General features: G+C 69.6%; 25 protein-coding genes, 1 tRNA gene and 1 pseudogene. 17 read left to right on the forward strand and 10 right to left on the reverse strand.

The annotated features are described in order from the left end of the window. Positions 1-89 precede the first annotated feature (89 nt). The 3 genes from ACTMTU_RS11400 to ACTMTU_RS11410 are packed head-to-tail and all read left to right on the forward strand — an operon-like array spanning position 90 to position 4059. Positions 90-665, forward strand: coding sequence for a flavoprotein (locus ACTMTU_RS11400; protein WP_441263352.1), 576 nt, complete (start codon positions 90-92; stop codon positions 663-665). Then, a complete protein-coding gene (locus ACTMTU_RS11405; RefSeq protein WP_441263353.1) occupies positions 662-1549 on the forward strand; it encodes a hypothetical protein in 888 nt (295 codons plus the stop codon). Before ACTMTU_RS11400 ends, ACTMTU_RS11405 begins: the two co-directional genes overlap by 4 nt. Then, positions 1546-4059, forward strand: a complete 2514-nt coding sequence (locus ACTMTU_RS11410; protein WP_441263354.1) for an insulinase family protein — start codon at positions 1546-1548, stop codon at positions 4057-4059. Before ACTMTU_RS11405 ends, ACTMTU_RS11410 begins: the two co-directional genes overlap by 4 nt. An 87-nt stretch (positions 4060-4146) precedes the next feature. Here the strand turns inward: ACTMTU_RS11410 and ACTMTU_RS11415 are convergent, their stop codons facing one another. After that, positions 4147-4584, reverse strand: coding sequence for a hypothetical protein (locus ACTMTU_RS11415; RefSeq protein WP_441263355.1), 438 nt, complete (start codon positions 4582-4584; stop codon positions 4147-4149). A gap of 202 nt (positions 4585-4786) precedes the next feature. Between ACTMTU_RS11415 and ACTMTU_RS11420 the strand changes: the two genes are divergently transcribed. Continuing rightward, positions 4787-5071: a hypothetical protein gene (locus ACTMTU_RS11420; protein WP_441263356.1), complete on the forward strand. Its 285-nt coding sequence runs from the start codon at positions 4787-4789 to the stop codon at positions 5069-5071. Positions 5072-5132: 61 nt separating this feature from the next. Here ACTMTU_RS11420 and ACTMTU_RS11425 read toward each other — a convergent pair whose 3' ends face one another. Further along, positions 5133-6134: a helix-turn-helix transcriptional regulator gene (locus ACTMTU_RS11425; RefSeq protein WP_441263357.1), complete on the reverse strand. Its 1002-nt coding sequence runs from the start codon at positions 6132-6134 to the stop codon at positions 5133-5135. 467 nt (positions 6135-6601) lie between these two features. On the opposite strand from ACTMTU_RS11425, the pseudogene ACTMTU_RS11430 reads away from it, so the two are divergent. Together ACTMTU_RS11430 and ACTMTU_RS11435 are read left to right on the forward strand one after the other, a co-directional pair. Then, positions 6602-6903: pseudogene (locus ACTMTU_RS11430) on the forward strand (DUF6344 domain-containing protein); the annotation flags it as partial. A 166-nt stretch (positions 6904-7069) separates the two neighbouring features. Continuing rightward, complete coding sequence (locus ACTMTU_RS11435) at positions 7070-7405, forward strand: hypothetical protein (RefSeq protein ID WP_441263358.1); 336 nt, start codon at positions 7070-7072, stop codon at positions 7403-7405. 52 nt (positions 7406-7457) lie between these two features. Here the strand turns inward: ACTMTU_RS11435 and ACTMTU_RS11440 are convergent, their stop codons facing one another. After that, a complete protein-coding gene (locus ACTMTU_RS11440; protein ID WP_441263359.1) occupies positions 7458-8135 on the reverse strand; it encodes a DUF5324 family protein in 678 nt (225 codons plus the stop codon). Between the two features lie 275 nt (positions 8136-8410). On the opposite strand from ACTMTU_RS11440, the gene ACTMTU_RS11445 reads away from it, so the two are divergent. Then, complete coding sequence (locus tag ACTMTU_RS11445) at positions 8411-8938, forward strand: peptidylprolyl isomerase (RefSeq protein WP_441263360.1); 528 nt, start codon at positions 8411-8413, stop codon at positions 8936-8938. Between the two features lie 101 nt (positions 8939-9039). Continuing rightward, a complete protein-coding gene (locus ACTMTU_RS11450) occupies positions 9040-9939 on the forward strand; it encodes a rhomboid family intramembrane serine protease (protein WP_441263361.1) in 900 nt (299 codons plus the stop codon). Between the two features lie 272 nt (positions 9940-10211). On the opposite strand, the gene crgA is transcribed toward ACTMTU_RS11450, so the two are convergent. Beyond that, on the reverse strand, positions 10212-10469 hold the full coding sequence (gene crgA, locus ACTMTU_RS11455; protein ID WP_441263362.1) for a cell division protein CrgA: 258 nt from the start codon (positions 10467-10469) through the stop codon (positions 10212-10214). Positions 10470-10609: 140 nt separating this feature from the next. Here crgA and ACTMTU_RS11460 point away from each other — a divergent pair, with 140 nt between their 5' ends. Genes ACTMTU_RS11460 through ACTMTU_RS11485 form a run of 6 tightly spaced genes read left to right on the forward strand, consistent with a single transcriptional unit; the run spans position 10610 to position 14965 of the window. Then, positions 10610-11377, forward strand: coding sequence for a DUF881 domain-containing protein (locus ACTMTU_RS11460; RefSeq protein ID WP_441263363.1), 768 nt, complete (start codon positions 10610-10612; stop codon positions 11375-11377). 33 nt (positions 11378-11410) lie between these two features. Next, the gene (locus tag ACTMTU_RS11465; protein ID WP_441263705.1) at positions 11411-12109 is read left to right on the forward strand and encodes a class E sortase; all 699 of its coding nucleotides are present in this window, start codon (positions 11411-11413) and stop codon (positions 12107-12109) included. 56 nt (positions 12110-12165) lie between these two features. After that, positions 12166-12339, forward strand: coding sequence for a hypothetical protein (locus ACTMTU_RS11470; protein WP_159689746.1), 174 nt, complete (start codon positions 12166-12168; stop codon positions 12337-12339). Further along, entirely contained in the window at positions 12336-12974 is a 639-nt protein-coding gene (locus ACTMTU_RS11475) for an aminodeoxychorismate/anthranilate synthase component II (RefSeq protein ID WP_441263364.1), read from the forward strand. The genes ACTMTU_RS11470 and ACTMTU_RS11475 overlap by 4 nt, the downstream gene beginning before the upstream one ends. Further along, entirely contained in the window at positions 12971-14260 is a 1290-nt protein-coding gene (locus tag ACTMTU_RS11480) for a class E sortase (RefSeq protein WP_441263365.1), read from the forward strand. The genes ACTMTU_RS11475 and ACTMTU_RS11480 overlap by 4 nt, the downstream gene beginning before the upstream one ends. 27 nt (positions 14261-14287) lie before the next feature. Continuing rightward, entirely contained in the window at positions 14288-14965 is a 678-nt protein-coding gene (locus ACTMTU_RS11485) for a class E sortase (protein ID WP_356623436.1), read from the forward strand. 82 nt (positions 14966-15047) lie between these two features. Here the strand turns inward: ACTMTU_RS11485 and pknB are convergent, their stop codons facing one another. The 6 genes from pknB to ACTMTU_RS11515 all read right to left on the reverse strand — a co-directional run bounded on the left by pknB (position 15048) and on the right by ACTMTU_RS11515 (position 23170). Next, positions 15048-17084 carry a Stk1 family PASTA domain-containing Ser/Thr kinase gene (gene pknB / locus ACTMTU_RS11490; RefSeq protein WP_441263366.1) on the reverse strand — a complete coding sequence of 679 codons (2037 nt, stop codon included), beginning with the start codon at positions 17082-17084 and terminating at the stop codon, positions 15048-15050. 169 nt (positions 17085-17253) lie between these two features. Beyond that, positions 17254-18714 carry a peptidoglycan D,D-transpeptidase FtsI family protein gene (locus ACTMTU_RS11495; RefSeq protein WP_441263367.1) on the reverse strand — a complete coding sequence of 487 codons (1461 nt, stop codon included), beginning with the start codon at positions 18712-18714 and terminating at the stop codon, positions 17254-17256. After that, positions 18711-20138: an FtsW/RodA/SpoVE family cell cycle protein gene (locus tag ACTMTU_RS11500; RefSeq protein WP_441263368.1), complete on the reverse strand. Its 1428-nt coding sequence runs from the start codon at positions 20136-20138 to the stop codon at positions 18711-18713. Before ACTMTU_RS11500 ends, ACTMTU_RS11495 begins: the two co-directional genes overlap by 4 nt. Positions 20139-20163: 25 nt before the next feature. Then, entirely contained in the window at positions 20164-21657 is a 1494-nt protein-coding gene (locus ACTMTU_RS11505; RefSeq protein WP_441263369.1) for a Stp1/IreP family PP2C-type Ser/Thr phosphatase, read from the reverse strand. A gap of 141 nt (positions 21658-21798) precedes the next feature. Beyond that, the gene (locus tag ACTMTU_RS11510; RefSeq protein WP_441263370.1) at positions 21799-22311 is read right to left on the reverse strand and encodes an FHA domain-containing protein FhaB/FipA; all 513 of its coding nucleotides are present in this window, start codon (positions 22309-22311) and stop codon (positions 21799-21801) included. Between the two features lie 10 nt (positions 22312-22321). Continuing rightward, on the reverse strand, positions 22322-23170 hold the full coding sequence (locus ACTMTU_RS11515) for an FhaA domain-containing protein (protein ID WP_441263371.1): 849 nt from the start codon (positions 23168-23170) through the stop codon (positions 22322-22324). Between the two features lie 338 nt (positions 23171-23508). On the opposite strand from ACTMTU_RS11515, the gene ACTMTU_RS11520 reads away from it, so the two are divergent. The 3 genes from ACTMTU_RS11520 (at position 23509) to ACTMTU_RS11530 (ending at position 26255) form a co-directional block, all read left to right on the forward strand. Then, a tRNA-Leu gene (locus ACTMTU_RS11520) sits at positions 23509-23592 on the forward strand. Positions 23593-23864: 272 nt separating this feature from the next. Further along, the gene (locus ACTMTU_RS11525; RefSeq protein ID WP_441263372.1) at positions 23865-25364 is read left to right on the forward strand and encodes a DUF2252 domain-containing protein; all 1500 of its coding nucleotides are present in this window, start codon (positions 23865-23867) and stop codon (positions 25362-25364) included. Positions 25365-25397: 33 nt separating this feature from the next. Then, positions 25398-26255: a hypothetical protein gene (locus tag ACTMTU_RS11530; RefSeq protein WP_441263373.1), complete on the forward strand. Its 858-nt coding sequence runs from the start codon at positions 25398-25400 to the stop codon at positions 26253-26255. Positions 26256-26302: the final 47 nt, after the last annotated feature.

The raw sequence follows: 26302 nt of genomic DNA on the forward strand, positions 1-26302 counted from the left end.
CGGCAGCGCATCCAGCGGCTGCTCCGTCAGCACAGGAGTCACCTGCGCCAACGCCGCAGGCACCTGAACTGGGCGTGGAGCGGCTCCTGATGGTCAGTACCGGCTCCGCCTACGCCACCAGCCTGCCCTTCTGGCTCGACTGGCTGCGCGCCTCCTACACCGGCCTCGAAGTGTCCGTCGTCCTCACCGGCAGCGCCCGGCGATTCGTCACCCGGCAGGCGCTCGCCCACCGGGTCGCCGGCGACGTCCTCTTCGACGAGTGGCCGGAGGACGAAGTGCACGCCCGTCACGTGGCGCTCGCCGAATGGGCCGAGGCACTCGTCGTCTACCCGGCGACGCTCCACTACACGGCACGCCTGGCCCTCGGCCTCGCCGACAGCCCCTCCCTGCTCGCCGCCCAGTGCACCCGCGCTCCGATCGCCGTGGCGCCCGCACTTCCGCCCGGCGGTCTCGACAGTCCCGCCTTCCGTGAGCACTGGTCGCAGTTGTCGGCCCGCCCCAATGTCGTGATGGTGCCACCCGAGCAGGGCCGCAGTCTGACCACCGGCCGTATGGAGGCATGGGTCCCACCGACCCTGCCCGAGGTGATCGAACGGCTCGAGGGCCGACGCGTTCAGCTCATCGACGACCAACGTGTCCACCCGGAAAGAAAGGCACTGCTGTGACGCTCCCGACCCTCGAAGCGGAAGCGGTGACCCGCTACGGCACCGGCCTGTTGCGCACGGAGGTCCGTCCGCTCCCCGGAGGGCTCAACCAGTGGCGCAGGGCTCCTGGCCCGTATGCCCCCGCTCCGTTCGTTCCCGTGCCGCGCACACCGCCCGCCGTGACAGGTCCCGGCGTCCGCGTCGTCTTCGGCGCGGCCGACGGCGTCGGCCGCACGTACCACCTCGAGGGGGAGCACTCCGTCGCGTATCTGCTGCTCACCGGCGGTCCGGGCGCCGTCCCGCCGCAGGCGCTGCGGGACCTCGGTACGACCCTGCGGGCGCTGCACGACGTGCCGCCGCCGGCCTCGGCCCGGGCCCACGGGTCCCGTGGGCTCGACCGGCTGGACAGCTGGCTGACCGGCCGCGCCCCGACACCGCGCGCGGCCCAGGCCGCCGAGCAGATGCGCAAGGCCCTCGGTGACCCGGCATGGGCGACGGTGCGCGGATGGCACCAGCGGGTCGTCGGGGACACCCCCACCGTGCTGGCGCACGGTGCGGCCGGCCTGGGCTCGCTGATAGCAGGCCCCGACGGTTCGGCGACGCTGCTGGCGGGTGAGGACCTGAGCGTCCTTCCCTGGTACGTCGACATCGGCTGGATCATCGGCGAACTCGTCGAACTCAAGTGGCAGTTGGGCGGTGACCCCGTCGCCTGGCAGGCCCATATCGACGCCCTGTGCGAGGGGTACGGCCGTGATCCTGGCGCCGACTGGCAGTGGCTCGCGGTGCTGCGCATCATGCTGCACGTCCACGACATCGCCGCGTATCTCGACGAACCTGTGGACAGCTTCCAGCGGTACGCCGACTTCCTGCGCTTCCTCATCGGCCTGCGGGGAGCGGTGACATGACGCCGCCTCTGCCCGGCCCCGCCGGCCTCGACCGCTTCACCCTGCCCAACGGGCTTCGCGTTCTGCTGCAGCATCAGCCGGGCATCCCCCGGGCCGCGGTGTCCGTGCACTACGGCGTCGGATTCCGCTCCGAGCCCCCCGGCCGCGAAGGTTTCGCACACCTCTTCGAGCACCTCATGTTCCGCGGCAGCGTCAGCCTTCCCGGAGGCCGGTTCTACGACCATGTGCACCGGCTCGGCAGCCGTGCCAACGGGACCACGCACCAGGACTACACGGACTACTTCCAGGTCGCGCCCGCGGAGGCACTGGAGCAGGCACTCTTCGCGGAGGCCGACCGGATGCGGGCGCCCCTGTTCACAGAACACCACCTGGCCGAACAACTGGCAGGCGTGGCGGACGAGATCCACGGCGCGACCACCGACCGGCCCTACGGCGGACTCCCCTGGCCGCTTCTGCCAGGAGTTCTCTTCAGCCGGCACGCCAACGCCCATGACGGGTACGGCGATCCCGTAACGCTGGCGAAGACCACGATCGAGGACTGCGAGGAGTTCTTCACCGCGCACTACGCACCCGGGAACGCGGTCCTCACCGTTGTCGGCGCGGCCGAGCCGGATGTCACCCGTGCGCTGATCGAACGTCATTTCGGCGGCATTCCCGCGCGGCCGCATCCACTGCCGCCCACCCTTCACGAGCCCCTTCCGACGACGGACCGCTGGGCCAGGTACCAGGAGCCCGGAGTCAGCGCCACGGTGCTGGCCCTGGGGCACCGCCTGCCCGATCCGGAGAGGGACCTGTCCGGCTATCTCGCGCACGCGGTACTGGCCGCACTGCTGAACCGCCACGGGGCCGCCGCCCTCGGCCTCCCCTCGGCCGCCGCGAACTGCGGATTCTTCGGGCCGCTGGACGCCAGGGACCCGGACCCGCTGGTCGTGACGGCCGTCCTTCCGGCCGGCCGGACCCCCGAGGAGGTGGTCCGTGCGATCACGGACCGGCTCCGCACCTGGGCGGACGATCGCGGTCTGAACGAGGCCGTCCCCCGGGCGGCCCGGCTGATGGCGGTGGAGCACGAGCGCGCCCACGCGGACATCGAGACAAGGTCCCGCGCGCTCGGCCGGCTGGAGACGCTGTTCGGCAGAGCGGAACTGCTCGAGGCGATCCCTGGGCTGATACGGGAGGTGCGGACCGACCAGGTGGCTGATGCGGCGCGTTCACTGGCGCAGCAACCGAAGGCGGTCCTGGTCATCGAGCCGGGCGCCCGTCGCACCCGTCCTGTCCCGGTGCGCTCGAACTCTTCCGGCCCGTCATCGGCCGCGGTCGGCGGAACGGCGCAGGCGGTGGACGCGTTCCCGCGCCCAGGGGCCCTGCCGGTTCCCGGACCCGGTGCGCCCCTCGTGCCGGGACGCCTGCCCACCCGCGAAGTGGAACTGCCCGGAGGCACGCGTGTGGTCGCGGTCGCCGATCGCCGCTCCCCTCTGGTGGAACTGCGCTGGCGGGTGCCGCTCGGGCGGGCCGGATGGCGCAGTCCCGGCGCTGCCCGTGAACGGGTCCGTGCCCGCGCACGGCACATCCGTGCTGCCGCGCGGACCGAGGACTTCGGCGGAACGCTCGCGGTCGCAGTCGACGGCGAATGGCTGGACGTCTCGGGTCACGCACCGACCGGACGGGCAGCCGACTGGCTGACCGTGCTGGCCGAGCTGGCGCCCGCCATGCTCGCCGAGCACTCGACCCTCGATCGTCCGGGGAAGCCGGTTCCCCCGCGTACCCCGGAAGAGGAGCTCGACGACCGTGTACGGGCGGAGCTGATTGCGCACGCCACGGTCGGCGCGGGCACGCTGATCGCCGTAGGGGAACTGGACCCGGACACCGTCGTCGCCCGGGCGGCGGACGCGCTCGAGCCCTGGAGCAGGGTGCGCGAGCAGTCCGCGCCGGAAACCGCCAGGCCGCCTTACGGGCACGACGACGGAGCGCCGCGGGAATCGCACGCCGTCGACGGCGCGCATGTGCGGCTGCTGCTCTCCGTCATGGAACGGCCGGTCACCGGGGCGGCCGACGAGGCGGCACGGTTCCTCGCCACGGCCGCCATGGGCGGCTTCTTCGGCGGCCGGCTCGCCGGGCGGTTCGCGGACCGCACGGTCGCGGGCTTCGAGATGTACACGGGGCGGGACACGGTCTGCGGGGTGCCGCGTGCGTTTCTGCGCGGAAGAGTGCCTTCGGATGCTCTGGAAGAAGCGTGGGCCGGTATCCGTGCCGAGGCCGACCGGCTTGCGGCCGAGCCCTTCACGGAACGGGAACTGCGGCCCGTACGTGACTTCTGCGCCGCCCAGTTGCTCGCCGCCTTCGATTCACCGGCCGCCCGCGCGGACCTGCTGCGGCGAACGGTGTCCGCCGGAGGTGATGCCGGCCTTCCCCTCCTGCTCCCCGGTCTGCTGCGTGCGGTCGCCGCCGAGGACGTCTCCCGGGCGGCCGGGCGGCTGTTCCTGCCACGGGCCGTGCCGGCGGCCGTCCACTGAGGTGCGGACGACGAAAGCGCCACCGGGTCCGTCGGGACCCGGTGGCGCCGGAAGCGGGAAGGCGGAGAAAGGACGAGGGGTGGGAGCTCAGGAGTGGCCGGGTCGGGTGACGGCGCGGTCCGCCTGACGGCCCAGCACCACGGTCAGGGCGAGGGCCACAAGACCGGCGGCACTCGCCGCGCCGGTGAGGTCGGTGCCCAGGCCGAGCCCGAGGCCCACCGCGGTGACCAGCCCGAGCAGGACGAGATAGAGACCGAAGAGGTTGCGCGAACCGGCCGCGGAAAGAGCCTGCGTGGCGGCGCGGCCACGGCTGCGGGACGCGGCCCAGGTCAGCAGGGAGGGGCCGAGGACGGCACCGGCGATCGGGCCGGCGGGCACAAGGCTGCCACCGATGTCGATGCAGACGAAGGCGACGGCGAGCGACGCGCCGAGCCCCGGGTAGTACCACCAGGGACTCCTGCCGGAGGAGGCGTCCTGTCGGCCGTGACCGGTGCCGTGTGGGGGGTGCACTGATTCGTTTGCCATGCACAGAAAGCTAGTTGGGCCCGGACCGGCCGGACAGCCGCGGCGGCTGCAGGATCATGGCACCCCGCTGCAGCATGCTGTCAGCGAGGGGACCTCCCCGCGGCTCGTCCGGGTGCCAGGCTCACCCTGATCCCCACGCACGGGCGGGGGACAGGACGACGGGGGACACGACGGCTCATGCGAGCTCTACCGGGAGGAACCAATGAAGGACGACGGGCCGGCCGAAGCGCCGCCGGGCACCGCTGAACACCTGTTGTTCACGGTGGTCAGGACCGACGAGAACGCCGCGCCGGGCCAGACGACGGCGATCCGGCTCATCGGGCTGCTGCCCGCCGACTGGGCATGCGTGTCGACGGTCGGCAACAACGAGATCGCCCTGGGTATCCCCCTGCACTCCGTCCCCGGCACCCCCGGTGAGATCCGCGGTCGGCTGGAGACGGTGCTCACGGACAGCGCTCTGACCGGGTGGCGGATCAGGCCGTCCTAGAAGGCCCCGCAGCGGCGGGCCGGGTGGCTGCCCGGCCACCCCGCCGCCGCGGACCCACCGGTCAGACCCAGCCCCGCTCCCGCGCCAGAAGTGCCGCCTGCGCACGGCTGCCGGCGCCGAGGATGCGGAGCAGGTCGGCGATGTGCCGCCGATAGGTCCGCACCGAGATCTTCAGCTCCCTGGCGCCGACCTCGTCCTTCTCGACCCGGCACATGGATTCCAGTACCAGCCGCTCCGTCTCGGACAGTCCGCCGCTGGCGGTGTCCGTCGGATCGGTGAGCTCGGCCAGGGGCTGGGCCTGGTCCCAGATCTTCTCGAACAGCGCCAGGATGTTGGCGACGAGCCCCGTCTCCCGCGCCATCAGCGCGCCCCGCGCCGTGTCCGAGGGATCCAGCGGGACGAGCGCGGTACGCCGGTCGAAGACGATGATGCGCTCCGTCACCTCCTCGGTCACCCGGATCTCGGCCCCGTGCGCGGCGATCTCCCGCAGGTAGGCGAGCGTCGGAGGATCGTCGAGGGCCTCCTTGATGACGATGTTCCGGATGCGCAGGCCCCGCCGCAGGCAACGCAGGTCCAGGGGGCGCGAGTGCGCGATGCTGTCGGCGGTCAGCGCGGTGTAGGGGTCGACGGACAGCACTTCCTCACGGGCGAAGAAGGCAAGGTCGTCCAGTCGGCTGCGGATCTGCGGAATGCTCTCCATCCGCTCCACGCTCTGCGGCGGGAGCGCGTGCACCCCTTGCTCCGCGCAGAGGGAGGCCGTCAAGTGGCGTGCCTGCGTGACGGCTTGCAACTCCTGGTGCAGGTCCCGCAGTCGTACGTCGATCAGCTGGTCGACGGCCGTGGCGGGGTCCGCCGCGGACAGGGTCGGGCCGCCTTCGCCTTCCGTGGATCTCAGCAGTCGCAGTTCGCACAGCCGGTCTTTGGCGGCCGCGGCGGACTCGAGCGAGGTGTGGAACAGAAGATGGATGTCGTCCGCGGAAGTGTCGGGATTACGCAGGAAGTGCCGGTAGATCGACTCTTCCAGTGCGGAGATCCCCAGGACGGACAGGTCGTTGACGGTCAAATCGTGCTCCCCGGTTTTCTGCCGGCGCGCCTGGTCAGGTGGCGTGCGCGGCGTTGGGGCTGATCGTAATGGGATAGCAAAGTAGGCAAGTAGCCCCCGTAGCGGCGCGACCCGCGTCTGTCGAATCGGACCCCGGTGCTTCTTCCGTTCCTGCGTTGCCTCCTGAAGGGGGATCAGCCCGGTGCGAGAACGACGAACCACACCCGCACCGGTCGGTGGAGGACCGGCGGATGTGGGCTGTCGCGTAGGCGCTGACCTGCACGATCAGCGAGTGGCGGGAGTCGGGGAACATCCATGGACGGCCTCGGGCAGGTGCGCAACTCGGCGGCTGTTCCCCGGCGGGCTGGGCCGTCCGAGTGTTGTTCATCAGAAGAACTGCGCAGTGGCGGCGTCGCTCCCCCACTTCTCGGAATGCGTACACATCATGAGGAAGGTATGTAAAGCGCTCAACCCGAAAGCGAGGGGTCATGGCCACCTTCAAGGTCAGGAATCTGTGGAACGCGTTCCTCACCGCGTTCTTTGCTCTGCTTGCCTCGGTGGGGCTCACCACCGCCGCCACGGCACAGCCCGCCGCGCAGTCCCCCGACGAGCCGGCCGGCGCCGCCCGTCCGAAGGCGCTGCGCGCGACGGTGCCGGCTCAGACCAGGCGACAGGTCACATGGCCGGCACCGACGGTGCGCGACCGGTCGCTGCCGCCCACGATGAAACAGCGCATCAGCGCCGAGGCGCACGGATCGTCTCCCGCTGTGCGGCATCTGTCAGGGCCCGACACGAGTGGCGCGTATCCGCCGGCGCCCTACGCAGGCCCGTTCCGCGCCGCCACATCAACCGGTGCCTCCTCGGCAGCCGCCCCTGTCCCCGCGGTGCCGTCCCCCGCAGCCTCCGCCCCCGCTGCCGCGACAGGGTCCGCCGCCCGCTTCGGGGACGTCCCCTCGATGAGCACTTCCACCGGCGCCGACGCTCAGGCCGACAGCCGGACCGCTCCTTCGGCCGCCACCCCGGCCGCCTCGTCCGCAGGCTCCTCGGCCGGCGTCTCCGACGGTTCTTCGGCCGCAGCTCCGGCCGGCGTCTCCGACGGCGTTTCCGCTGCCGCTCCGACCGGTGCGTCCGCCGCCTCCGCCGCGCCCGCCGCAGCGTTCCACCGTGCACTCTCGGTCGTCCCCGCCGGGTCCCCTGCGGACGCCCCCGAAGGCTCCGCGCTCGTTCTCACGGCCGACTTCGCGGCCGCGCGCGGTGACCAGGGTGACGGCCCCGCTCTCCTCGCAGCATGAGGCGCCGGGAGCGTTCTCCACTCCCGGCGCCTTACGTAAGACGGACAAGCCGTCAGCGGCGGTCCTCGTCGCCCGACTCGGCCTCGTCCTGCTTCACCTGGACGTCAGGGTCCAGCCCGGCCTGGGTGCTGCCGTCGACCGAGGCCAGCGGGGCACGGTCGGAGACCTCCGTCGCAGCGGGCGGTTCCACCAGCCAGTCGGGATTGGCCTGCTTGTCCCACCACTTCCATGCGGCGAAAGCTCCGCCGGCGAGTACGCCGAGGGCAGCGAGACCCTTGGCGAGACGACCGGCCTTCGACCGCCGCTCGTGCTTCCTCACCAGCTTCTGAATCTCCTTGGCCGTCACCTGACCGCGCAGCGCGGCCAGAGCGGCAGCCGAACGGGCCGTAGCCTCCTCACGAACGGGCTGAGCCACGGCCATCGCGTGCTCGACACGCGGGACGGTGTAGTCGGCCGCCTGACGGGCGGCCCTCCTGGCCTGTACCGCGGCGCGGCGCGCGGCCAAATCGACTTTCGGCGGTACGCGTGGTGCGACACGACTGCCGTACTGAACTCGGGCCGCGGTAGCGGCCTGCGAAACCTTCGGCGCGAGCCGTACGCGGGCCTCGTGCGCATAGTGCGCGGCCTGGTCCTTGGCCGTGCCGGCGTAAGGCGCCACCACGTCCGCGGCGTGCAGCACGCTGTCCTTCGCCGTACCGGTCGCGGCGCGCACGCTGTCCATGCGGGTCACGGGATCCTCCTCCTCGGTGGCGTTCTGAGGGTGACCGGGGTTGTCCCCAGTTGGGGTACAGTCCCGCCTTTCCACCCGATTGAAAATCATGCCCGTTGAACGCCGCCCCGGCATGCGGGGCGGGCATCCGGGTCATGCCGGGAGCTTGTGGACGACGATGCCACGGTTCCACCCAAAGCGTGCCGCTCGGGCGACGACCCGGCGGCCTTTCTCCGTGAGTGGCTCTTCCGTGCAAGGATCGGGAGACGTCAGAGAAGACTTACGGAAGGCAGATCGTGGCCGAGCAGCTTTACGCCACCCTGAAGACCAACCAAGGCGACATCGAGATCCGGCTTCTGCCGAACCACGCGCCCAAGACGGTCAAGAACTTCGTCGAGCTCGCGCAGGGCAAGAGGGAGTGGATCAACCCGGCGACCGGCAAGAAGTCCACGGACAGGTTGTACGACGGCACGGTCTTCCACCGCGTGATCAGCGGCTTCATGATCCAGGGCGGCGACCCGCTGGGCAACGGCACCGGCGGCCCGGGCTACGAGTTCGAGGACGAGTTCCACCCGGACCTGGCCTTCGACAAGCCGTACCTGCTGGCCATGGCCAACGCCGGCCCGGGGACCAACGGTTCCCAGTTCTTCATCACCGTCTCCCCGACCGCCTGGCTGACGCGCAAGCACACCATTTTCGGTGAGGTCAGCACCGATGCCGGCAAGAAGGTCGTCGACGCGATCGTGAGCACTCAGACGAACCCGCGCACCGACCGGCCCGTCAACGACGTCGTGATCGAGTCCGTCGTCGTCGAGACGCGCTGACGCCCGCCGCAGGCGGTTTTCCCCAGGGGAACCTTTGCGCCCCGTCCATCCGTAAGGATGGGCGGGGCGACGTCGTGAGCCCAGATTGGTGAGGTGATCCCATGGACCAGGCGCCAGGCGGTCCGCAGGAGCCGGGGGACGCCCACGGCCTGCGCAGTTGCTACCGCCACCCGGGCCGCGAGACGGGCATCACGTGCACCCGTTGCGAGCGGCCGATCTGCACGGACTGCATGGTCGACGCGTCCGTCGGCTTTCACTGCCCGGAGTGCGTCCGCACCGGTTCCGGTACCGGTCACCATCCGAACGCGAACCGGCCGCGGACCATCGCCGGTGGTGCGATCGCCGCCGATCCACGACTGATGACCAAGATCATCCTCGCCCTCAACATCGCCATGTTCGGCCTGGCGCTCGGGCTCGAGGACCACTTCGTCAACCGGTTCACGATGATCGGTTACGCGTACGATCCGCGCCTCGCGGAGGTCGTGGGCGTCGCGGACGGCGAGTGGTACCGCCTGGCCACGGCGATGTTCCTCCATGAGGAGGTGTGGCACATCTTCTTCAACATGCTGCTGCTGTGGTGGCTGGGCGGTCCGCTGGAGGAGGCGCTCGGGCGGGTGCGCTACCTCGCGCTCTACCTGATCTCCGGCCTGGCAGGCAGCGCCCTCACCTATCTGATCGAGATGCCGGCGCAGGGATCGCTGGGCGCCTCCGGCGCGATCTACGGCCTGCTCGGCGCCACCGTGGTGCTGATGCGCAGGCTGCGGCAGGACCTGCGTCCGATCATGGTGCTCATCGCGATCAACCTGGTCATCACGTTCCTTTGGGCGGGCATCGCCTGGCAGGCGCACATCGGCGGCCTGATCGCCGGAATCGTGATCGCGTACGGCCTGGTGCACGCCCCGCAGGGGAAGCGCCGCGGCGCCGTCCAGTTCGCCGTCTGCGCGGCGGTCGTGGTTCTCAGTGTCGTCGCTGTCGTGGCCAGGACCGCCGCCATCACATGACCTGACAGCAACGGGAGTGGAGCTTTCCCCAGAGTTGTCCACAGCGTGTGGCGGATCTTGTGCATCGTGTGTGGAACAAGCGTGCCCCTTGCCTCTGACCTGGGTTTTTCCAGGAGGAGCAAGGGGCTGATCGCTTCACTGGCCTGACAGGCGCAGTCACATCGGCGTCAACGGGCCGAGAGTTATCCACAGATCTTCTGACCTTTTCCCCGGCCTGTGGAAAACGGTGTGGACAACTGGGGACCCGGTCCGTGTGCCCGGCTGCGGAGCAGCTACTTCCACTGGGTCGAGACGCCGAACCCCGCGGCGATGAACCCGAAGCCGGCGACGATGTTCCAGTTGCCGAAGCTCTTGATCGGCAGGCTGCCCTCGGTCACGTAGAACAGGACGATCCAGGCGAGCCCGATCAGGAACAGGGCGAGCATCACCGGCGCGACCCAGCTGCGGTTGGTGAGCTTTATCGTCGCCGCCTGCTTCGCGGCCGGAGGCGGCGTGAAGTCGGCCTTCTTGCGGATACGTGACTTCGGCACGAGGGACTCTCCTGTCGATGCGCTGCGTTACCGCGCAGGGAACTGTGGCTGGCGCCGGGGCCGGAGCCAGGGGGGCCACTGCCGCCCCCGGGCGTCCGTTAGCGTAGTGCTTCCGCGGCGTCGAAGGAGATAAGGGTACGTTGAGCAATTCCGCCGACTCCCCGCAAGGCCCCGTTCGCCGCTCGAAGTGGCGACCGGTCCGGCTGCTGACGGCTGCCGTTTTCGCCCTCGCGGGACTGATCTTCGTGACCAGCTTCAACACCGCCAAGGGTACGGACCTGCGCACGGACGACTCCCTGCTGAGGCTCTCCGACCTGATCAAGCAGCGCAGCGAGAAGAACGGCGACCTCGAGGAATCCACCTCGGCCGTGCGCGGCGACGTGGACGCCCTCGCACAGCGCGACGACGGCTCCACGGAGGCCGAGGACGCGAAGCTGGCGGCGCTGGAGAAAACGGCGGGTACCGAGCCCCTCAAAGGCAGCGCCCTGACCGTCACCCTCGACGACGCCCCGCCGGACGCCCGTGCCGCGCCCGGCTACCCCGAGCCGCAGGCCAACGATCTGGTCATCCACCAGCAGGACCTTCAGGCCGTCGTCAACGCCCTGTGGCAGGGCGGCGCCAAGGGCATCCGCGTCATGGACCAGCGGCTGATCTCCACCAGCGCCGTGCGCTGCGTGGGCAACACGCTGATCCTCCAGGGCCGGGTCTACTCACCGCCCTACAAGATCACCGCTGTCGGTGACCAGGACGTGCTCAAGAAGGCGCTCGCCGACTCTCCCGCGATCCAGAACTACCAGCTGTACGTGGAGGCCTACGGCCTCGGCTGGAAGGTCGACGAGAACGAGACCGTGACTCTCCCCGGCTACTCCGGCACAGTGGATCTGCACTACGCGAAACCCGTCGGGTAAGCCTTCCTTCGGCGCTTGGGGGAGCCGGTGTCGATATCGGTGCGTGCGCTCGTGAGGACCTTCAGTGAGCTGTGCATCACCATCGGCGCCTTGATCGTGCTGTTCGTCGTCCACCTGCTGTTCTGGACAGGGATCGAGGCCGACAGGGCCACGGCCGGCGAGATTGGCAGACTGCGGGCCGACTGGGCGGCGAAGGCGCCCGAGCCCGGCGGCGCCCCCGCACCCCGCCCCACGACCGCGGCGTACGAGCCGGGTGAGCCCTTCGCGGTCATGTACATCCCCCGGTTCGGCAAGAACTGGGACCGGCCCGTCCTCGAGGGCACGGAGCCGGGAGTGCTCAAGAAGGGGCTCGGGCACTACGCCTCCACGGGCACGCTCGGAGCCACGGGCAACTTCGCGGTCGCGGGCCACCGCCGAACGCACGGAGACCCGTTCAAGGATTTTCCGGAGCTGCGTCCCGGTGACGAGGTGGTGCTCACCGACGGTACGACCTGGTTCACCTACCGCATCGCGAACAGGCCCCACCGGACCGTCCCCGGAGACATCGGCGTGATCGAACCGGTGCCCCGCCCGTTCAGGCGGGAGGCGGCCCCCTTCGGCGAGCCGGGGCGCTATCTGACACTCACCACCTGCGAGCCGGAGTGGGGCAGCAGCCACCGTCTCGTCGTCTGGGCGCACCTCGATGCGACCCACCCTGTGACCGACGGCAAACCACCGGCTTTGCGCAGCTGACCCACAGGCCTCCGCGGCCCTTTAGTCTGGTGCCGTACCGAACGGAAAGGGACGGCATGTACGGCTGGATCTGGCGGCATCTGCCGGGCAACGCGTGGGTGCGGGCGGCTCTCTCGCTCGTGCTCGTCCTGGCGGTCGTCTACGTGCTGTTCCAGTACGTCTTCCCGTGGGCCGAACCGTTGCTCCCGTTCGGCGACGTGACGGTCGACGGAGAGGGAGCGGCCCGGTGAGCGCGCGCATTCTCGTCGTCGACAACTACGACAGCTTCGTCTTCAACCTCGTCCAGTACCTGTACCAGCTCGGCGCGGAGTGCGAGGTCGTGCGCAACGACGAGGTCGCCCTCGAGCACGCGCAGGACGGTTTCGACGGCGTGCTGCTGTCACCCGGTCCCGGCGCTCCCGAAGAGGCCGGCGTGTGCATCGACATGGTGCGGCACTGCGCGGCCACCGGCGTGCCCGTGTTCGGCGTGTGCCTGGGCATGCAGTCGATGGCCGTCGCGTACGGCGGCGTGGTGGACCGTGCCCCGGAGCTGCTGCACGGCAAGACCTCGCCGGTCACGCACGAGGGCACGGGCGTCTTCACGGGCCTGCCGTCGCCCTTCATCGCGACCCGCTACCACTCGCTGGCCGCGGAGCCGGCGCGGTTCCCGGCCGAGCTGGAAGTGACGGCCCGTACGGCGGACGGCATCATCATGGGGCTGCGCCACCGTGAACTGCCGGTCGAGGGCGTGCAGTTCCACCCGGAGTCGGTTCTCACCGAGCACGGCCATCGGATGCTCGCCAACTGGCTGGAGCAGTGCGGCGACGCCGGGGCGGTCGGGCGTTCGGCGGGACTCGCACCGGTGGTGGGCAAGGCTCTGGCGTGAGCGCCGTGCGCCCCGGGCACGAGCACGAATACGAGTACGAGGGCCGGTACGGGTACGGCCCCGAGGGGCAGAGCGAGCCCGCGTACGACCCGTTGACGGATCCCGTCCCCCCTGACCGGCAGGGCTCGCCGTGGTTCCGGGCGACGAACATCCCACCGACAGCGGACAACGCGGCGCAGGACTTCGGCGCCTCCGACATGGCGGCACCGGCCGGGCCACAGCGGCAGGAGCCGGAGCCGCAGGAGTGGTCGGCGCTCCAACAGCCCCTGAGCGCCACGCAGGAGCCTCTGAACGACTGGTACGCGTCCGGGGACGCGGCGGACCCCGTCACGGCCTCCTTGCCGGCACAGGGGCCCCCGCCGGGCCAGGAACAACGGCGAACTCCCGTCTCGGGTCCGACTCTTGTGCCCGACGACGAGACGGTGGCCCTGCGAACGTCCGACACCCGCCGTGCGGCGGAGACACCACCGGGTCCGGGGCGGGCCGAGCGGCGCCGCGCCGCCAAGAACCGCGGTCGCAGACGGGCCACAGCGGCCCCGGCCGCGGCACCGGCGGCCGGGGAGCCGGGGAAGCCGCTGTCCCGTGTCGAGGCCCGGCGCGCGGCGCGTGCCGCGAAGGACAGTCCGGCGGTCATCGCCAGCCGTGCTATCGGTGAACTGTTCATCACCTTCGGTGTGTTGATGCTGCTGTTCGTCACCTACCAGCTGTGGTGGACGAACGTGCTCGCCGGACAACAGGCGGACAAGGCGGCGAACAAGATCCAGGACGACTGGGCGAACGGCCGCAAGCCCGACGCGTTCGAGCCGGGTCAGGGATTCGCCATCATGTACATCCCCAAGCTGGACGTCGTCGTGCCGATCGCGGAGGGCATCGACAAGCAGAGCGTGCTCGACCGGGGCATGGTCGGCCACTACGGCGAGGGAAAGCTCAAGACGGCGATGCCCGAGGACAAGCAGGGCAACTTCGCCGTCGCGGGCCACCGCAACACCCACGGCGAACCGTTCCGGTACATCAACCGCCTCGAGCGCGGAGATCCGATCGTCGTCGAGACGCAGGACACGTACTACACGTACGAGATGGCGAACATCCTTCCGCAGACCTCGCCGTCGAACGTGAGCGTGATCAGCCCTGTACCGGAGCAGTCCGGGTTCAAGGAGCCCGGCCGTTACATCACATTGACGACCTGCACCCCCGAATTCACGAGTACATATCGAATGATCGTGTGGGGCAAGATGGTCGAGGAACGGCCGCGCAGCAAGGGCAAGCCCGACGCGCTCGTCGGCTGAGACACCTCAAGACAGGGAACAGGTGCAGTGGCACGTGCACGAGGCCGGATCGCCGGCGCCATCAGCGTCTTCGGAGAGCTGCTGATCACCGCGGGTGTGGTGCTGGGGCTCTTCGTCGTCTACTCGCTGTGGTGGACCAACGTCCTGGCCGACCGTGAGTCGTCCAGGCAGGGTGACCGGATCCGGGACGACTGGGCGAACAGCGGCCCGGGCGCGCTGGACACCAAGGACGGCATCGGCTTCCTCCACGTACCCGCGATGGGCGACGACGAGGTCCTGGTGAAGAAAGGCACGAACACCAAGGAGCTCAACAACGGCATCGCCGGCTACTACACCGAGCCGATCAGGTCGGCCCTCCCCTGGGACGACAAGGGCAACTTCACGCTGGCCGCGCACAGGGACGGGCACGGAGCCAAGTTCCACAACATCCACAAGATCAAGAACGGTGATCCGGTGGTCTTCGAGACCAAGGACACCTGGTACGTCTACAAGGTCTACAAGACGCTGCCGAAGACGTCGAAGTACAACGTGGAGGTGCTGCAGCCGGTCCCGAAGGAGTCCGGGAAGACGAAGCCGGGCCGGTACATCACGCTGACGACGTGCACGCCGATCTACACCTCGGACTACCGCTACATCGTGTGGGGCGAGCTGGAGCGCACCGAGAAGGTCGACGCGAAGCGCACCCCGCCGGCGGAGCTGCGCTGATTTCCCACCGCCCCGGACACGGGTGAGCCCCGGCACCTCGAAGGTGCCGGGGCTCACTGCTTGCCGTTCGCGGAGGCGGGCGTCAGTCGTCGCCGCTGATTCCGCCGAAGAAGCCGCCGCCGTCGTTGCCGCCGTTACCGTTGCCGCCGTTGCCGCCGTTGCCGCCGTCACCACCGATCGTCGTGAGGACGATCGGGGTGGTGGCCGGGTCCGCGGGAGTGCCGGGGGGAGGGTTGGAACCGGTGACGATGGCGTTGTCGTCCCCCGGATTGCCCGGAGCGACCTGGACGTTGGTGAATCCGGCCTGGGCAAGGATCTGCTTCGCCTCACCGACCCGCTTGCCAAGGATCTGGGCAGGGACCGGGACCTGGGTCTGGGCCGGGCCCTTGGAGACCTGGAGCGTGACCTTGCTGCCCTTGGCGACCTTGCCGGGCTGCGGGTCCTGGGCGACGACCTGGTTGGCCGGCTTGTCCGAGTCGACGTCGACCCTCACGACCTCGAACCCGAGCAGCTCGAGCTGGTTCTTCGCCGGTTCGAACTGCTGGTCGACGACGTTGGGCAGATCCCGCTTGGCCTGCTTGGCGACGGTCAGCGTCACCGTCGCGCCGGTCTCGGCCATGGAGCGGCCTTCGGGGGTCTGCTCGAGGACCGTGCCGGGGTCCTCGTCCGCGGACTCGACCTCCTTGGTCTCGACCTTGAACTTCTCGGCCTCGAGGATCTCGGTCGCGGACTCGACGTCCTTGTCCACGACGTCCGGCACCTTGACCTTGGGGGCGCCCTCGGAGACGACGACCTGGATCGTCTCGCCCTCGTTCATCTTCCCGGGGGGAGCCGGGTCCTGGGAGCAGATGCTGCCCTTCGGCTGCTCGCACCGTGCGGTGCTGGCCTGTGAGACCTCCACCTTGGAGTTCTCCGCCGCTCTCTGTGCGTCGGCCATCGAAAGACCCACCAGCCGCGGCACGTCCACCTCGCCGCCGCCGTCCGTGCTGCCGAAGAGGGACTTGCCGATGAGCACCGCGCCGACCAGCACCAGGATGCCCGCGAGCACCAGCAGGATCGTCGAGGTGTTGGACTTCTTCTGGCGCCGGCGGTCCGGACGGTCGTCGTAGGCGCCGAAGCCGCCGTCGTCCGGGTTCATGGGCGGCAGCATCGACGTCTGGCCGGCCGGGTCCGCCTGACGCAGGGCCGTGGTCTGCTGGTCGTCCCCGTAACCGCCGCCGTAGCCGACCGCACCCATCGCGGCCGTGGCCGCGACCGGCTGGCCGTCGAGGCACGCCTCGATGTCCGCGCGCATCTCGTCCGCGGACTGGTAGCGGTAGTCCGGGTCCTTGACGAGCGCCTTCAACACGATCGCGTCCATCTCGGGCGTGATCTCGGGGTCGAAGTTGCTCGGCGGCTGCGGCTCCTCCCGAACGTGCTGGTAGGCCACCGCCACCGGGGAGTCGCCCACGAAGGGGGGACGCACGGTGAGGAGCTCGTAGAGCAGGCAGCCGGTGGAGTAGAGGTCCGAGCGGGCGTCGACCTGCTCGCCCTTGGCCTGCTCCGGGGAGAGGTACTGGGCGGTGCCGATGACGGCGGCCGTCTGCGTCATGGTCATACCGGAGTCGCCCATGGCCCGGGCGATGCCGAAGTCCATGACCTTGACCTGCCCGGTGCGCGTCAGCATGACGTTGGCCGGTTTGATGTCGCGGTGGACGATCCCGGCGCGGTGCGAGTACTCCAGCGCCTGGAGGATGCCCACGGTCATCTCGAGCGTGCGCTCCGGCAGCAGCTTGCGGCCGGAGTGAAGCAGCTCACGCAGCGTGGAGCCGTCGACGTACTCCATGACGATGTACGGGATCGAGACCCCGGACCCGCCGGCGGCGCCGTCGTACACCATGTCCTCGCCGGTGTCGTAGACAGCGACGATCGCGGGGTGGTTGAGCGAGGCGGCAGACTGGGCCTCACGGCGGAACCGGGCCTGGAAGGACGGGTCGCGGGCGAGGTCGGCCCGCAGCGTCTTCACGGCGACAGTGCGGCCGAGCCGGGTGTCGTGGGCGAGGTAGACCTCGGCCATGCCACCACGGCCGAGCACCGAGCCCAGTTCATACCGGCCGCCGAGGCGACGCGGCTCTTCCATAACTGTTCCAGCCCTCTCCGTCAGTCCCGACCGCACCCGTGTGTGGTCCTCCGGTGTGCTGTTTCGCGCAAAGGCTACCGGGCACGCCGTACTTGATCCGCCCGCAATCGGCAGCTGATACCCGACCGGTATCGCAATGTGCAGGTATGGAGGCCGGGAGTGATCCTCGTCACTGCCTGTCGCCCAGCACCGCCTGCATCACGGCCTTGGCGATCGGGGCGGCGAGGCCGCCGCCCGAGATGTCGTCACGGCGGGCGTTGCTGTCCTCGACGACCACCGCGACGGCGACCGGCGAGCCGTTGTCCGTCTTGGCGTACGAGATGAACCAGGCGTACGGGTTCTTGCTGTTGTTCTCACCGTGCTGCGCCGTACCGGTCTTTCCGCCGACCTTCACGCCGTTGATGGCCGCGTTGCCGCCGGTGCCGTTCTCGACGACGTTCTCCATCATCTGCTGGAGCAGCTGGGCGTTCTCCGCGGAGATCGGCCGGCTCATCTCCTCAGGGTCGTTCTGCTGGATGACGTCCAGGTCGGGGGAGACCAGCTTGTCGACCATGTACGGCTTCATCAGCCTGCCGTCGTTGGCGATCGCCGCGGTGACCATCGCCATCTGGAGCGGGGTGGCGGCGGTGTTGAACTGGCCGATGGAGGACTGCGCGTTGCCGTCCCGGCTCATCTTCTTGTCGTAGACGGAGGCGGCGGCACGGATCGGGGTGTCGATCTCCGTGTTGTTGAAGCCGAACCTCTCCGCCATCTCGACCATCTTGTCGCGGCTCACGTCGTCGCCCAGCTTGGCGAAGACGGAGTTGCAGGAGACCTCCATGGCCCTGTTCAGGGTGGCGTTCTCGCAGCCACTGGCGTGGTTGATCATCGGGGTGCGCGTGCCGGGGAGGATGTACGGCTCAGGGGTTTCCGTGGGCGCGTTGATGTCCTTGACCGCACCGTATTCGAGTGCGGCGGCGGCCGTGAGCACCTTGAACGTGGAACCCGGAGGGTACGTCTCGCGCAGCGCGCGGTTGAGCATCGGCTTGTCGGGGTCGTTGGTCAGCGCTGTCCACGCCTTCCCGTCCTTCTCCAGACGGCCGGCGAAGGAGGAGGGGTCGTACGAAGGGGTGGAGGCGAGGGCGAGGATCTTGCCGGTCTTCGGGTCGATCGCCGCGACGGCGCCCTTCTTGTCGCCGAGTCCCTTGTAGGCCGCTTCCTGAGCCTTGCCGCTGAGGGTGGTGACGGCGTTGCCGCCCTTCTTCTTGTCGCCGGTGAACATCGCCATCGTGCGGTCGAAGAAGAGCTGGTCCGAATTGCCGCTGAGGATGCCGTCCTCGAGCTTCTCGAGCTGATTGGCGCCGAAGACCTGTGAGGCGTAACCGGTCACGGGGGCCCACATGGGCCCGTTGGTGTAGGTCCGCTTGTACTTGTAGTAGTTGTCGTCCGTCTCGACGGAGCCGGTGATCGACTTGCCGTCGACGATGATGTTGCCGCGTTCGTGCGCGTAACGCTCGATCTCGACGCGCTTGTTGTACTTGTTCGCGTTGAGCTCGTCGGCCCGGACGTACTGGAGCCAGTTGTCCCGGATCATCAGGGCGAGGACCAGGATTCCGCAGAAGATCGCGATCCGGCGCAGAGGCTTGTTCACGGTCGGACCACCTGGGTCATCTCGGCGTCAGGGGACGGTGCGGGGGACGGTGCGGGGCGGCGCGCGGTGTCGCTGATACGGATCAGGATGCCGATCAGCGCCCAGTTGGCGATCACGGAAGAACCACCGGCCGCGAGGAACGGCATCGTCATACCGGTCAGCGGGATGAGGCCCATCACACCGCCCGCGACGACGAAGACCTGGAGCGCGAACGCGCCGGAGAGGCCGATCGCGAAGAGCTTTCCGAAGGGGTCGCGCGCGGCGAGGGCGGTGCGGACACCGCGCTCGATGATGAGTCCGTACAGCAGCAGGAACGCCATCACGCCCGCCAGGCCGAGCTCTTCGCCGACGGTGGCGAAGATGAAGTCGGAGTTGGCGGCGAAGGCGATCAGGTCGGAGTTGCCCTGACCCCAGCCGGTACCCAGCGTTCCGCCGGCGCCGAACGACATCAGCACCTGGGTCATCTGGTCACAGGCGTTCAGCATGTTCGAGCCTTCGGGAGCCGACTCCAGGCATCCGAACGGGTCGAGCCACGCTGCCACGCGGGACTGGACATGGCTGGCGAACGAAGAGACGACGACAGCTCCGCCCGCGGACATCAGCAGACCCATGACGATCCAGCTGGTCCGCTCGGTGGCGACGTACAGCATGATCACGAACATGCCGAAGAACAGCAGCGAGGTGCCGAGGTCGTTCTCGAAGACCAGGATGAGCAGGCTCATCGCCCAGATAGTGAGGATCGGTCCGAGGTCACGACCGCGAGGCAGGTAGAGCCCCATGAACCGGCGGCTGGCGAGGGCGAGCGCGTCACGCTTCACCATCAGGTAGCCGGAGAAGAACACCGCGATCACGATCTTCGCGAACTCACCGGGCTGGATGGAGAAGCCGCCCACACGGATCCAGATCTTGGCGCCGAAGACGTCCGCACCGAGCCCCGGGACGAGCGGCAGCAGCAACAGGACGATGGAGACCGCCATCGAGATGTATGTGAAGCGCTGGAGGACCCGGTGGTCCTTCATGACCAGCAGCACACCGACGAACAGCGCGATGCCGAGCGCCGAGTACATCAGCTGGTTGGTGGCCTGCGGGGCGAAGTCGCTGCGGGCGAGCAGCCGGGGAGACTGGTCCAGCCGCCAGATGAGCACCAGGCCGAGACCGTTCAGCAGTGTCGCCAGCGGCAGCATCAGCGGATCGGCGTACCTGGCGAACCGGCGCACCACGAGGTGGGCCACGCCCGCGAGCAGGCCGAGGCCGAGGCCGTAACCGAGGACGCCCGCCGGCAGTTCGCCGTCGAGGGCGAGGCCGACGTTGATGTAGGCGAACACCGGGATGGCGACGGCGAAGCCGAGCAGCATCAGCTCGGTGTTCCGCCGGCTCGGTGCGTCGATCGCGCCGATCGTGGTCGTGTTGGTGACAACGCTCATGGTGGAGAAGGCCCCCTACGGACGATTACTGCTTGCCGCAGTTCGAGGCCAGCTTCTGCTCCTCCTCCGAGAGGGTGGGACCCGGGGAGGGAGAGGCTGCGGTCGGCTTGGTCTTTGCGCCCTGGGTGGTGGGCGTCCCGGCGGTGCCGCCGGCCTCGCCCTCGCCCGGAGGCGGGGTGCTCGCGCGATCGGCCGCCTCGCGGCGCTCCTCGTTCTTCTTGCAGGCGCCTGCCTGCTTGGCGAGCTCGTCGATCTTCGCGCGGGCCGTGACGAGGCTGTCCTCGGTGATCGTCGCTTCGACCTGCTTGCGCTGGTAGGGCGGTAGGTACTTGAGTTCGATCTCGGGGTGGTCCTTCTCGACCTCCGAGAGCGACAGCCAGGCGAGATCCTGGCTGATGCCGCGATACAGGGCCACGTGCTCGCCCTTGGTGCCGACGTAGTACTGGGTCTGGGTCCAGCGGTAGCCGCCGTACAGACCGCCGCCGACGACCGCCATGGCGAGGACGATGTACAGCGAGCGCTTCAGCCACTTGCGTCCGCCGCGCTTGACGAAGTCGTCGTCCGTGTAGGCGCCGAAGCTGCCCTCGGGGGGCATGCCGCCGTAGCCGCCGTCGCCGGATCCGGGCGGGCCGAAACTCCCGCCCGGGGCCTCCGGTGCCGAGGGACGTCCCAGACCGGCGGCACGGCCGGCCGGCGTCTGCATGGCGCCGCCGTCGTTCAGCTGGTGCTGGTTCTCGGCGACCGCGCCGACGACGACGGGGGTGTCGCTCAGCTGCCCGGCCAGGGTGTCGCCCGAGTCGGTGTCGAGGACGTCGGCGACGATGCAGGTGATGTTGTCGGGACCGCCGCCGCGCAGGGCGAGCTGGATCAGGTCCTGAACCGTCTCCTGCGGACCCTGGTAGCTGGCGAGCGTCTCCTCCATGGTCTGGTGGGAGACGACGCCGGACAGCCCGTCGGAGCAGATCAGATAGCGGTCACCGGCGCGGACCTCGCGGATGGAGAGGTCGGGCTCCACATGGTCGCCACTGCCGAGCGCCCGCATCAGCAGAGAGCGCTGCGGGTGGGTGGTGGCTTCCTCTTCGGTGATCCGGCCCTCGTCCACGAGCCGCTGCACCCAGGTGTGGTCCTGTGTGATCTGAGTGAGCACGCCGTCGCGCAGAAGGTACGCGCGGGAGTCGCCGACGTGGACGAGGCCGAGACGCTGGCCGGTCCACAGCAGGGCGGTGAGCGTGGTGCCCATGCCCTCGAGCTGCGGGTCCTCCTCGACCATCATCCGGAGCTGGTCGTTGGCCCGCTGAACGGCGGTGCCGAGCGAGGTGAGGATGTCGGAGCCGGGCACGTCGTCGTCGAGGGTGACGAGCGTGGAGATGACCTCGGAGGAGGCGACCTCGCCGGCCGCCTGGCCACCCATGCCGTCGGCGATGGCCAGCAGACGGGGGCCGGCGTAACCGGAGTCCTCGTTGCCCTCGCGGATCATGCCTTTGTGCGATCCGGCGGCGAAACGCAGAGAAAGACTCATGCGCACCTCACCCGTCGGCTCGCCGGTCGACTGTCGCGCCAGCCGGTCTCGAGCCACACTGCCCACCCTCCGGTCGGGAGCCCGTGCCGGTCGCCGGTGGGGACCGCTGCGGCTCGCTCGCTCCGCTCGCTCATTGTCGTACTACTTCCGCAGCTCGATGACGGTCTTGCCGATGCGGATCGGCGCGCCCAGCGGAATCGGTGTCGGGGTGGTGAGTCGGGTCCGGTCGAGATATGTGCCGTTGGTGGACCCGAGATCCTCGACGATCCACTGGCCGTCACGGTCCGGGTAGATCCTGGCATGCCTGCTGGACGCGTAGTCGTCGTCCAGCACGATCGTGGAGTCGTGCGCCCGGCCCAGGGTGATGGTCTGGCCCTGGAGGGCGACGGTGGTGCCGGTGAGTGTGCCTTCGGACACGACCAGCTTCGTCGGCGCTCCCCGCCGCTGGCGGCCGCCGGCCTGCTGGCGCTGCTGCGGCGGCGCGGCGTTCTGGCGCTGCTGCTGCGGACGCGCGTCGGCGCCGCGGCGCGAACCGCGCTGCGTCACCCGCGTACCGAACAGATCGCTGCGAATGACCTGGACGGCCACGATGACGAACAGCCACAGAACGGCCAGGAAACCTAGCCGCATGACCGTCAGGGTCAGCTCTGACATTGCCCCCGCTTCACCCTTCGGCTTGCCGGTAAACGATGGTGGTGCTGCCCACGACGATCCGCGAGCCGTCGCGGAGCGTAGCGCGGGTGGTGTGCTGCCCGTCCACCACGATGCCGTTGGTGGACCCGAGATCCTGGATCGTCGAGGGCGTTCCGGTCCGGATCTCACAGTGCCGGCGCGATACGCCGGGGTCGTCGATCCGCACATCGGCGTCGGTGCTGCGACCCAGCACCAGCGTCGGGCGGGAGATCTGATGGCGTGTGCCATTGATCTCGATCCAGCGTCGTACTTGTGTGTTCGGCATGGCGCCCGGGCCGGCTGCGCGCTGGCCCGCAGCGGGGCCGGGACGCGGACCCGCTGCCATGCCGGGAGGTGGTGCGGCCGGCATCGGAGGAGCACCGGCCGGAGGGTAACCGTAGCCTCCGGCGGGGCCGGCCACTGCCTGAGGGCCTCCGGCGGGCCGTCCTCCGGGAGCCTGTGACGTACTCGACGCGAGAGTGCGGCTGCGTACCCGGTACAGACCCGTGTCGAGGTCGTCCGCCTTCTCCAGGTGGACCTTGATCGGGCCCATGAAGGTGTAGCGCTGCTGCTTGGCGTAGTCACGGACCAGGCCGGAGAGCTCGTCGCCGAGCTGGCCCGAGTACGGGCTCAGGCGCTCGAAGTCGGGCGCGCTGAGCTCGACGATGAAGTCGTTGGGGACGACGGTCCGCTCGCGGTTCCAGATCGTCGCGTTGTTGTCGCACTCCCGCTGGAGGGCGCCCGCGATCTCGACAGGCTGGACCTCGGACTTGAACACCTTGGCGAAGGTGCCGTTGACCAGACCTTCGAGTCGCTGCTCGAAACGCTTCAGGACTCCCATGGGGCACCTCCTCCGTTGCTGTCGTCCTGGTACTGCTTACTGATCGTATCCACGCGTCGGGAAATCGGCTGGTTCCCCTTGTCTGCCCCGTCGATGAGTGTCACCTCTCACACCGGATCGTAGAGGCGGCCTCCTGACAGTGTCCCGCACCCGGGGTGCATACAGGAGGAGTGGGGGGCGCCGCCGTTCGTTCCCCCGACCGCTCGCTTCGTTCCCTGTTCCTTCCCTGGGCCACCCAAACAAACGGATGTGAATCCACCCTGTGCAGCGTGCTAATCTTCTGCATGTCGCCAGGGGGTCGCACCGAACAGGTGAGGCACTCGAGCACAACACCCAATGCGCGGGTGGCGGAATAGGCAGACGCGCTGGATTCAGGTTCCAGTGCCCGAAAGGGCGTGGGGGTTCAACTCCCCCCTCGCGCACAGCGAAGAAGGGTCTCCACCGGACGAAAGTCCCGGTGGGGGCCCTTTTCGCATGCCTCGGCGCGGGCTGGGACGCATGCGTCGATACGCCGGGCTCCGTTGATGTTTCACGTGGAACGTCCGCGGCCCGGCAACTGATCCGGATGTTGACTCTGCCCTGACGGCTCGGCCCGTACCGGGGTTTTCCACAGGGGCAGACGGCCGTCGGGACCCGGCGGTACCGTCAGGGCACTTGATGTTGATGGCGCACGTCGCCGGGGGAGGCCGCGGACATGAGCGAAACCATGGCGACGGTGTCGGAGGGTCGGGCCGAGTCCGGCGGGGAGAGTCGTGGCACGGCCACCGGCGGTTCCGGCGGGGGGCCGCGTCCGCGTATCCCCGTGGTGCCGGGCTTCGCGCCGCGCAAGGCGTCGGCCGGCGTGGCGTCTCCGAAGGACGCCGGCAAGGCGCTGCGTAAGAAGGTGTCACGGTCCTCGCACGACGGGCTTCGGTCTCCGGCGGGGCGTCCCGACGCCGTGCAGGCGGTGGAGGAGTCGAGCCGCGGACGTGTGCCGGAGCTCACTCCGATACGGGTGGGGCGGATGGCGGCCTCACCGTTCGCCTTCCTGCGGGGCGCGGCCGGTCTGATGGCCCACGATCTGGTGGGCACTCCGGTCACCGGTATCGGCGCACAGATATGTGGTGATGCGCACGCCGCGAACTTCGGCCTCTACGGAGACGCCCGCGGCCGGCTCGTGATGGACCTCAACGACTTCGACGAGACCGTCGTCGGCCCGTGGGAGTGGGACCTCAAGCGGCTGGCGGTGTCCCTGGTGCTGGCCGGGCGGGTCGCTGGCGGCAGCGAGGACTCCTGCCGCGCGGCGGCCTTCGACGCCGTGGGTGCCTATCGCCGAACCATGCGGTTGCTGGCCAAGCTGCCGGCCTTGGACGCGTGGAACGCCATCGCCGACGAGGAACTCGTCTCGCACACGGACGCGCGGGATCTTCTGGGCACGCTGGAGCGGGTCGCCGCAAAGGCCCGCAACAACACGAGTGCGCGCTTCGCGGCCAGGTCGACCGAGGTCATCGAGGAGGGTGACGAGGCAGGTGGGCGTCGCTTCGTGGACGCTCCGCCGGTCCTGCGCCGCGTGTCGGACGAGGAGGCGGCAGCCGTCGCGGCCTCGCTCGGGGAGTATCTGACCACCGTCGCGGAAGACCGTCGTCCGCTGCTCGCCCGCTATGCGATCCACGATGTGGCCTTCCGTGTCGTGGGGACCGGAAGCGTAGGGACGCGCTCGTATGTGGTGCTCCTCCTCGACCACCGCGGCGATCCGCTGGTGCTGCAGGTGAAGGAGGCCCGTGCCTCCGCGCTCCTCCCGCACCTGGCGTCCGTCGGCCTGCCGGCGCCGGACCCGGAGCACGAGGGACGCCGGGTCGTGCAGGGACAGAAGCGGATGCAGGTCGTCAGCGACAGCCTGCTGGGCTGGACGACGGTGGAGGGTCGCCCCTTCCAGGTGCGGCAGTTCAGGAACCGCAAGGGCAGTGTCGACCCCGCGGCTCTCACCCCCGACCAGCTCGACGACTACGGCCGGATGACGGGGGCGCTGCTCGCCCGTGCCCACGCCCACAGCGCGGATCCGCGGCTGCTCGCCGGTTACTGCGGCAAGAACGAGGAGTTCGACGAGGCGGTCGCCGCGTTCGCAGTGACGTACGCGGACCGTACGGAAGCGGACCACGCGGACCTGCTGACGGCCATCAAGAGTGGCCGGACAGCCGCTGAGCTGGGTGTGTGACAACGCGGCCGGCCACGCCCGTAGGCTGGAGCGGTGACTCAGGATGCCGCCGGGGGACCGACGACCCACAACGACGACGACCAGTCCGTGCAGGATGCCGCACAGACTACCGAGCAGGACCGGCCCGAGGCGCGGCTGGCGAAGGCAGTGGGGGCGGCGGAGCACGCGCTGATCGAGTTCGAGATCGCGGTGGAGACGTTCCGGGTGGAAGTGGAGAACTTCTCGCGGCTGCATCACCAGAAGCTCGGACCGATGTACGCGCGGCTGGACGAGCTCGACGCGCAGATCGCGGAAGCCCGGGCGGCGCGCAGCGGCGATCCGGAAGATCTGCGGAAGGCGCAGGAGGCACGGGCCCTGGTGCTTCCGATGCCCGGCGTCGATGAGCTGTTCCACGACTGGATGGACTCCGACGGCCTCTCCCCCGAGGCCGCGGCGATGCTCACCGATCAGCCCGTGCAGGCGCCGAAGCGGGTCCGGCCGAGCGAAGAGGCACGCAAGCTCTACCGCGAGCTGGCCCGCAAGGCGCACCCGGACCTGGCGCAGGACGAGACGGAGCGGGCGCGGCGCGACGAGTTCATCGCGCGCGTGAACGCCGCCTACGGTCTCGGGGACGCGGCGAAGCTGAGGGAGCTCGCGGAGGAATGGGCCGCGGGCCCCGCGCCGGCCGCCCCGCGGCCCAGCGAGCGCGAGGAGCTCTACGCCCGGCTCGAGTGGCTGGCGCAGCGCAAGGAGCTGCTGACCGTGGTCGCCCGGGAGCTGGAGGAGAGCGCGATCGGCGCGATGCTGCGGATGGCGCCCGACGATCCGGACCGGCTGCTGGAGGAGATCGCCGAGCAGCTTCTGGCGCAGGTGGCCGAGCGTGAGGCCGAGCTGGCCGCGCTCGTGCAGTAGGTTTTCCGGAGCCCTCGGCAGTCGGGATCCCGGACCGGACCGCTGCG

It is taken from the genome of Streptomyces sp. OZ13 (assembly GCF_052068155.1).
GTDB lineage: Bacteria > Actinomycetota > Actinomycetes > Streptomycetales > Streptomycetaceae > Streptomyces.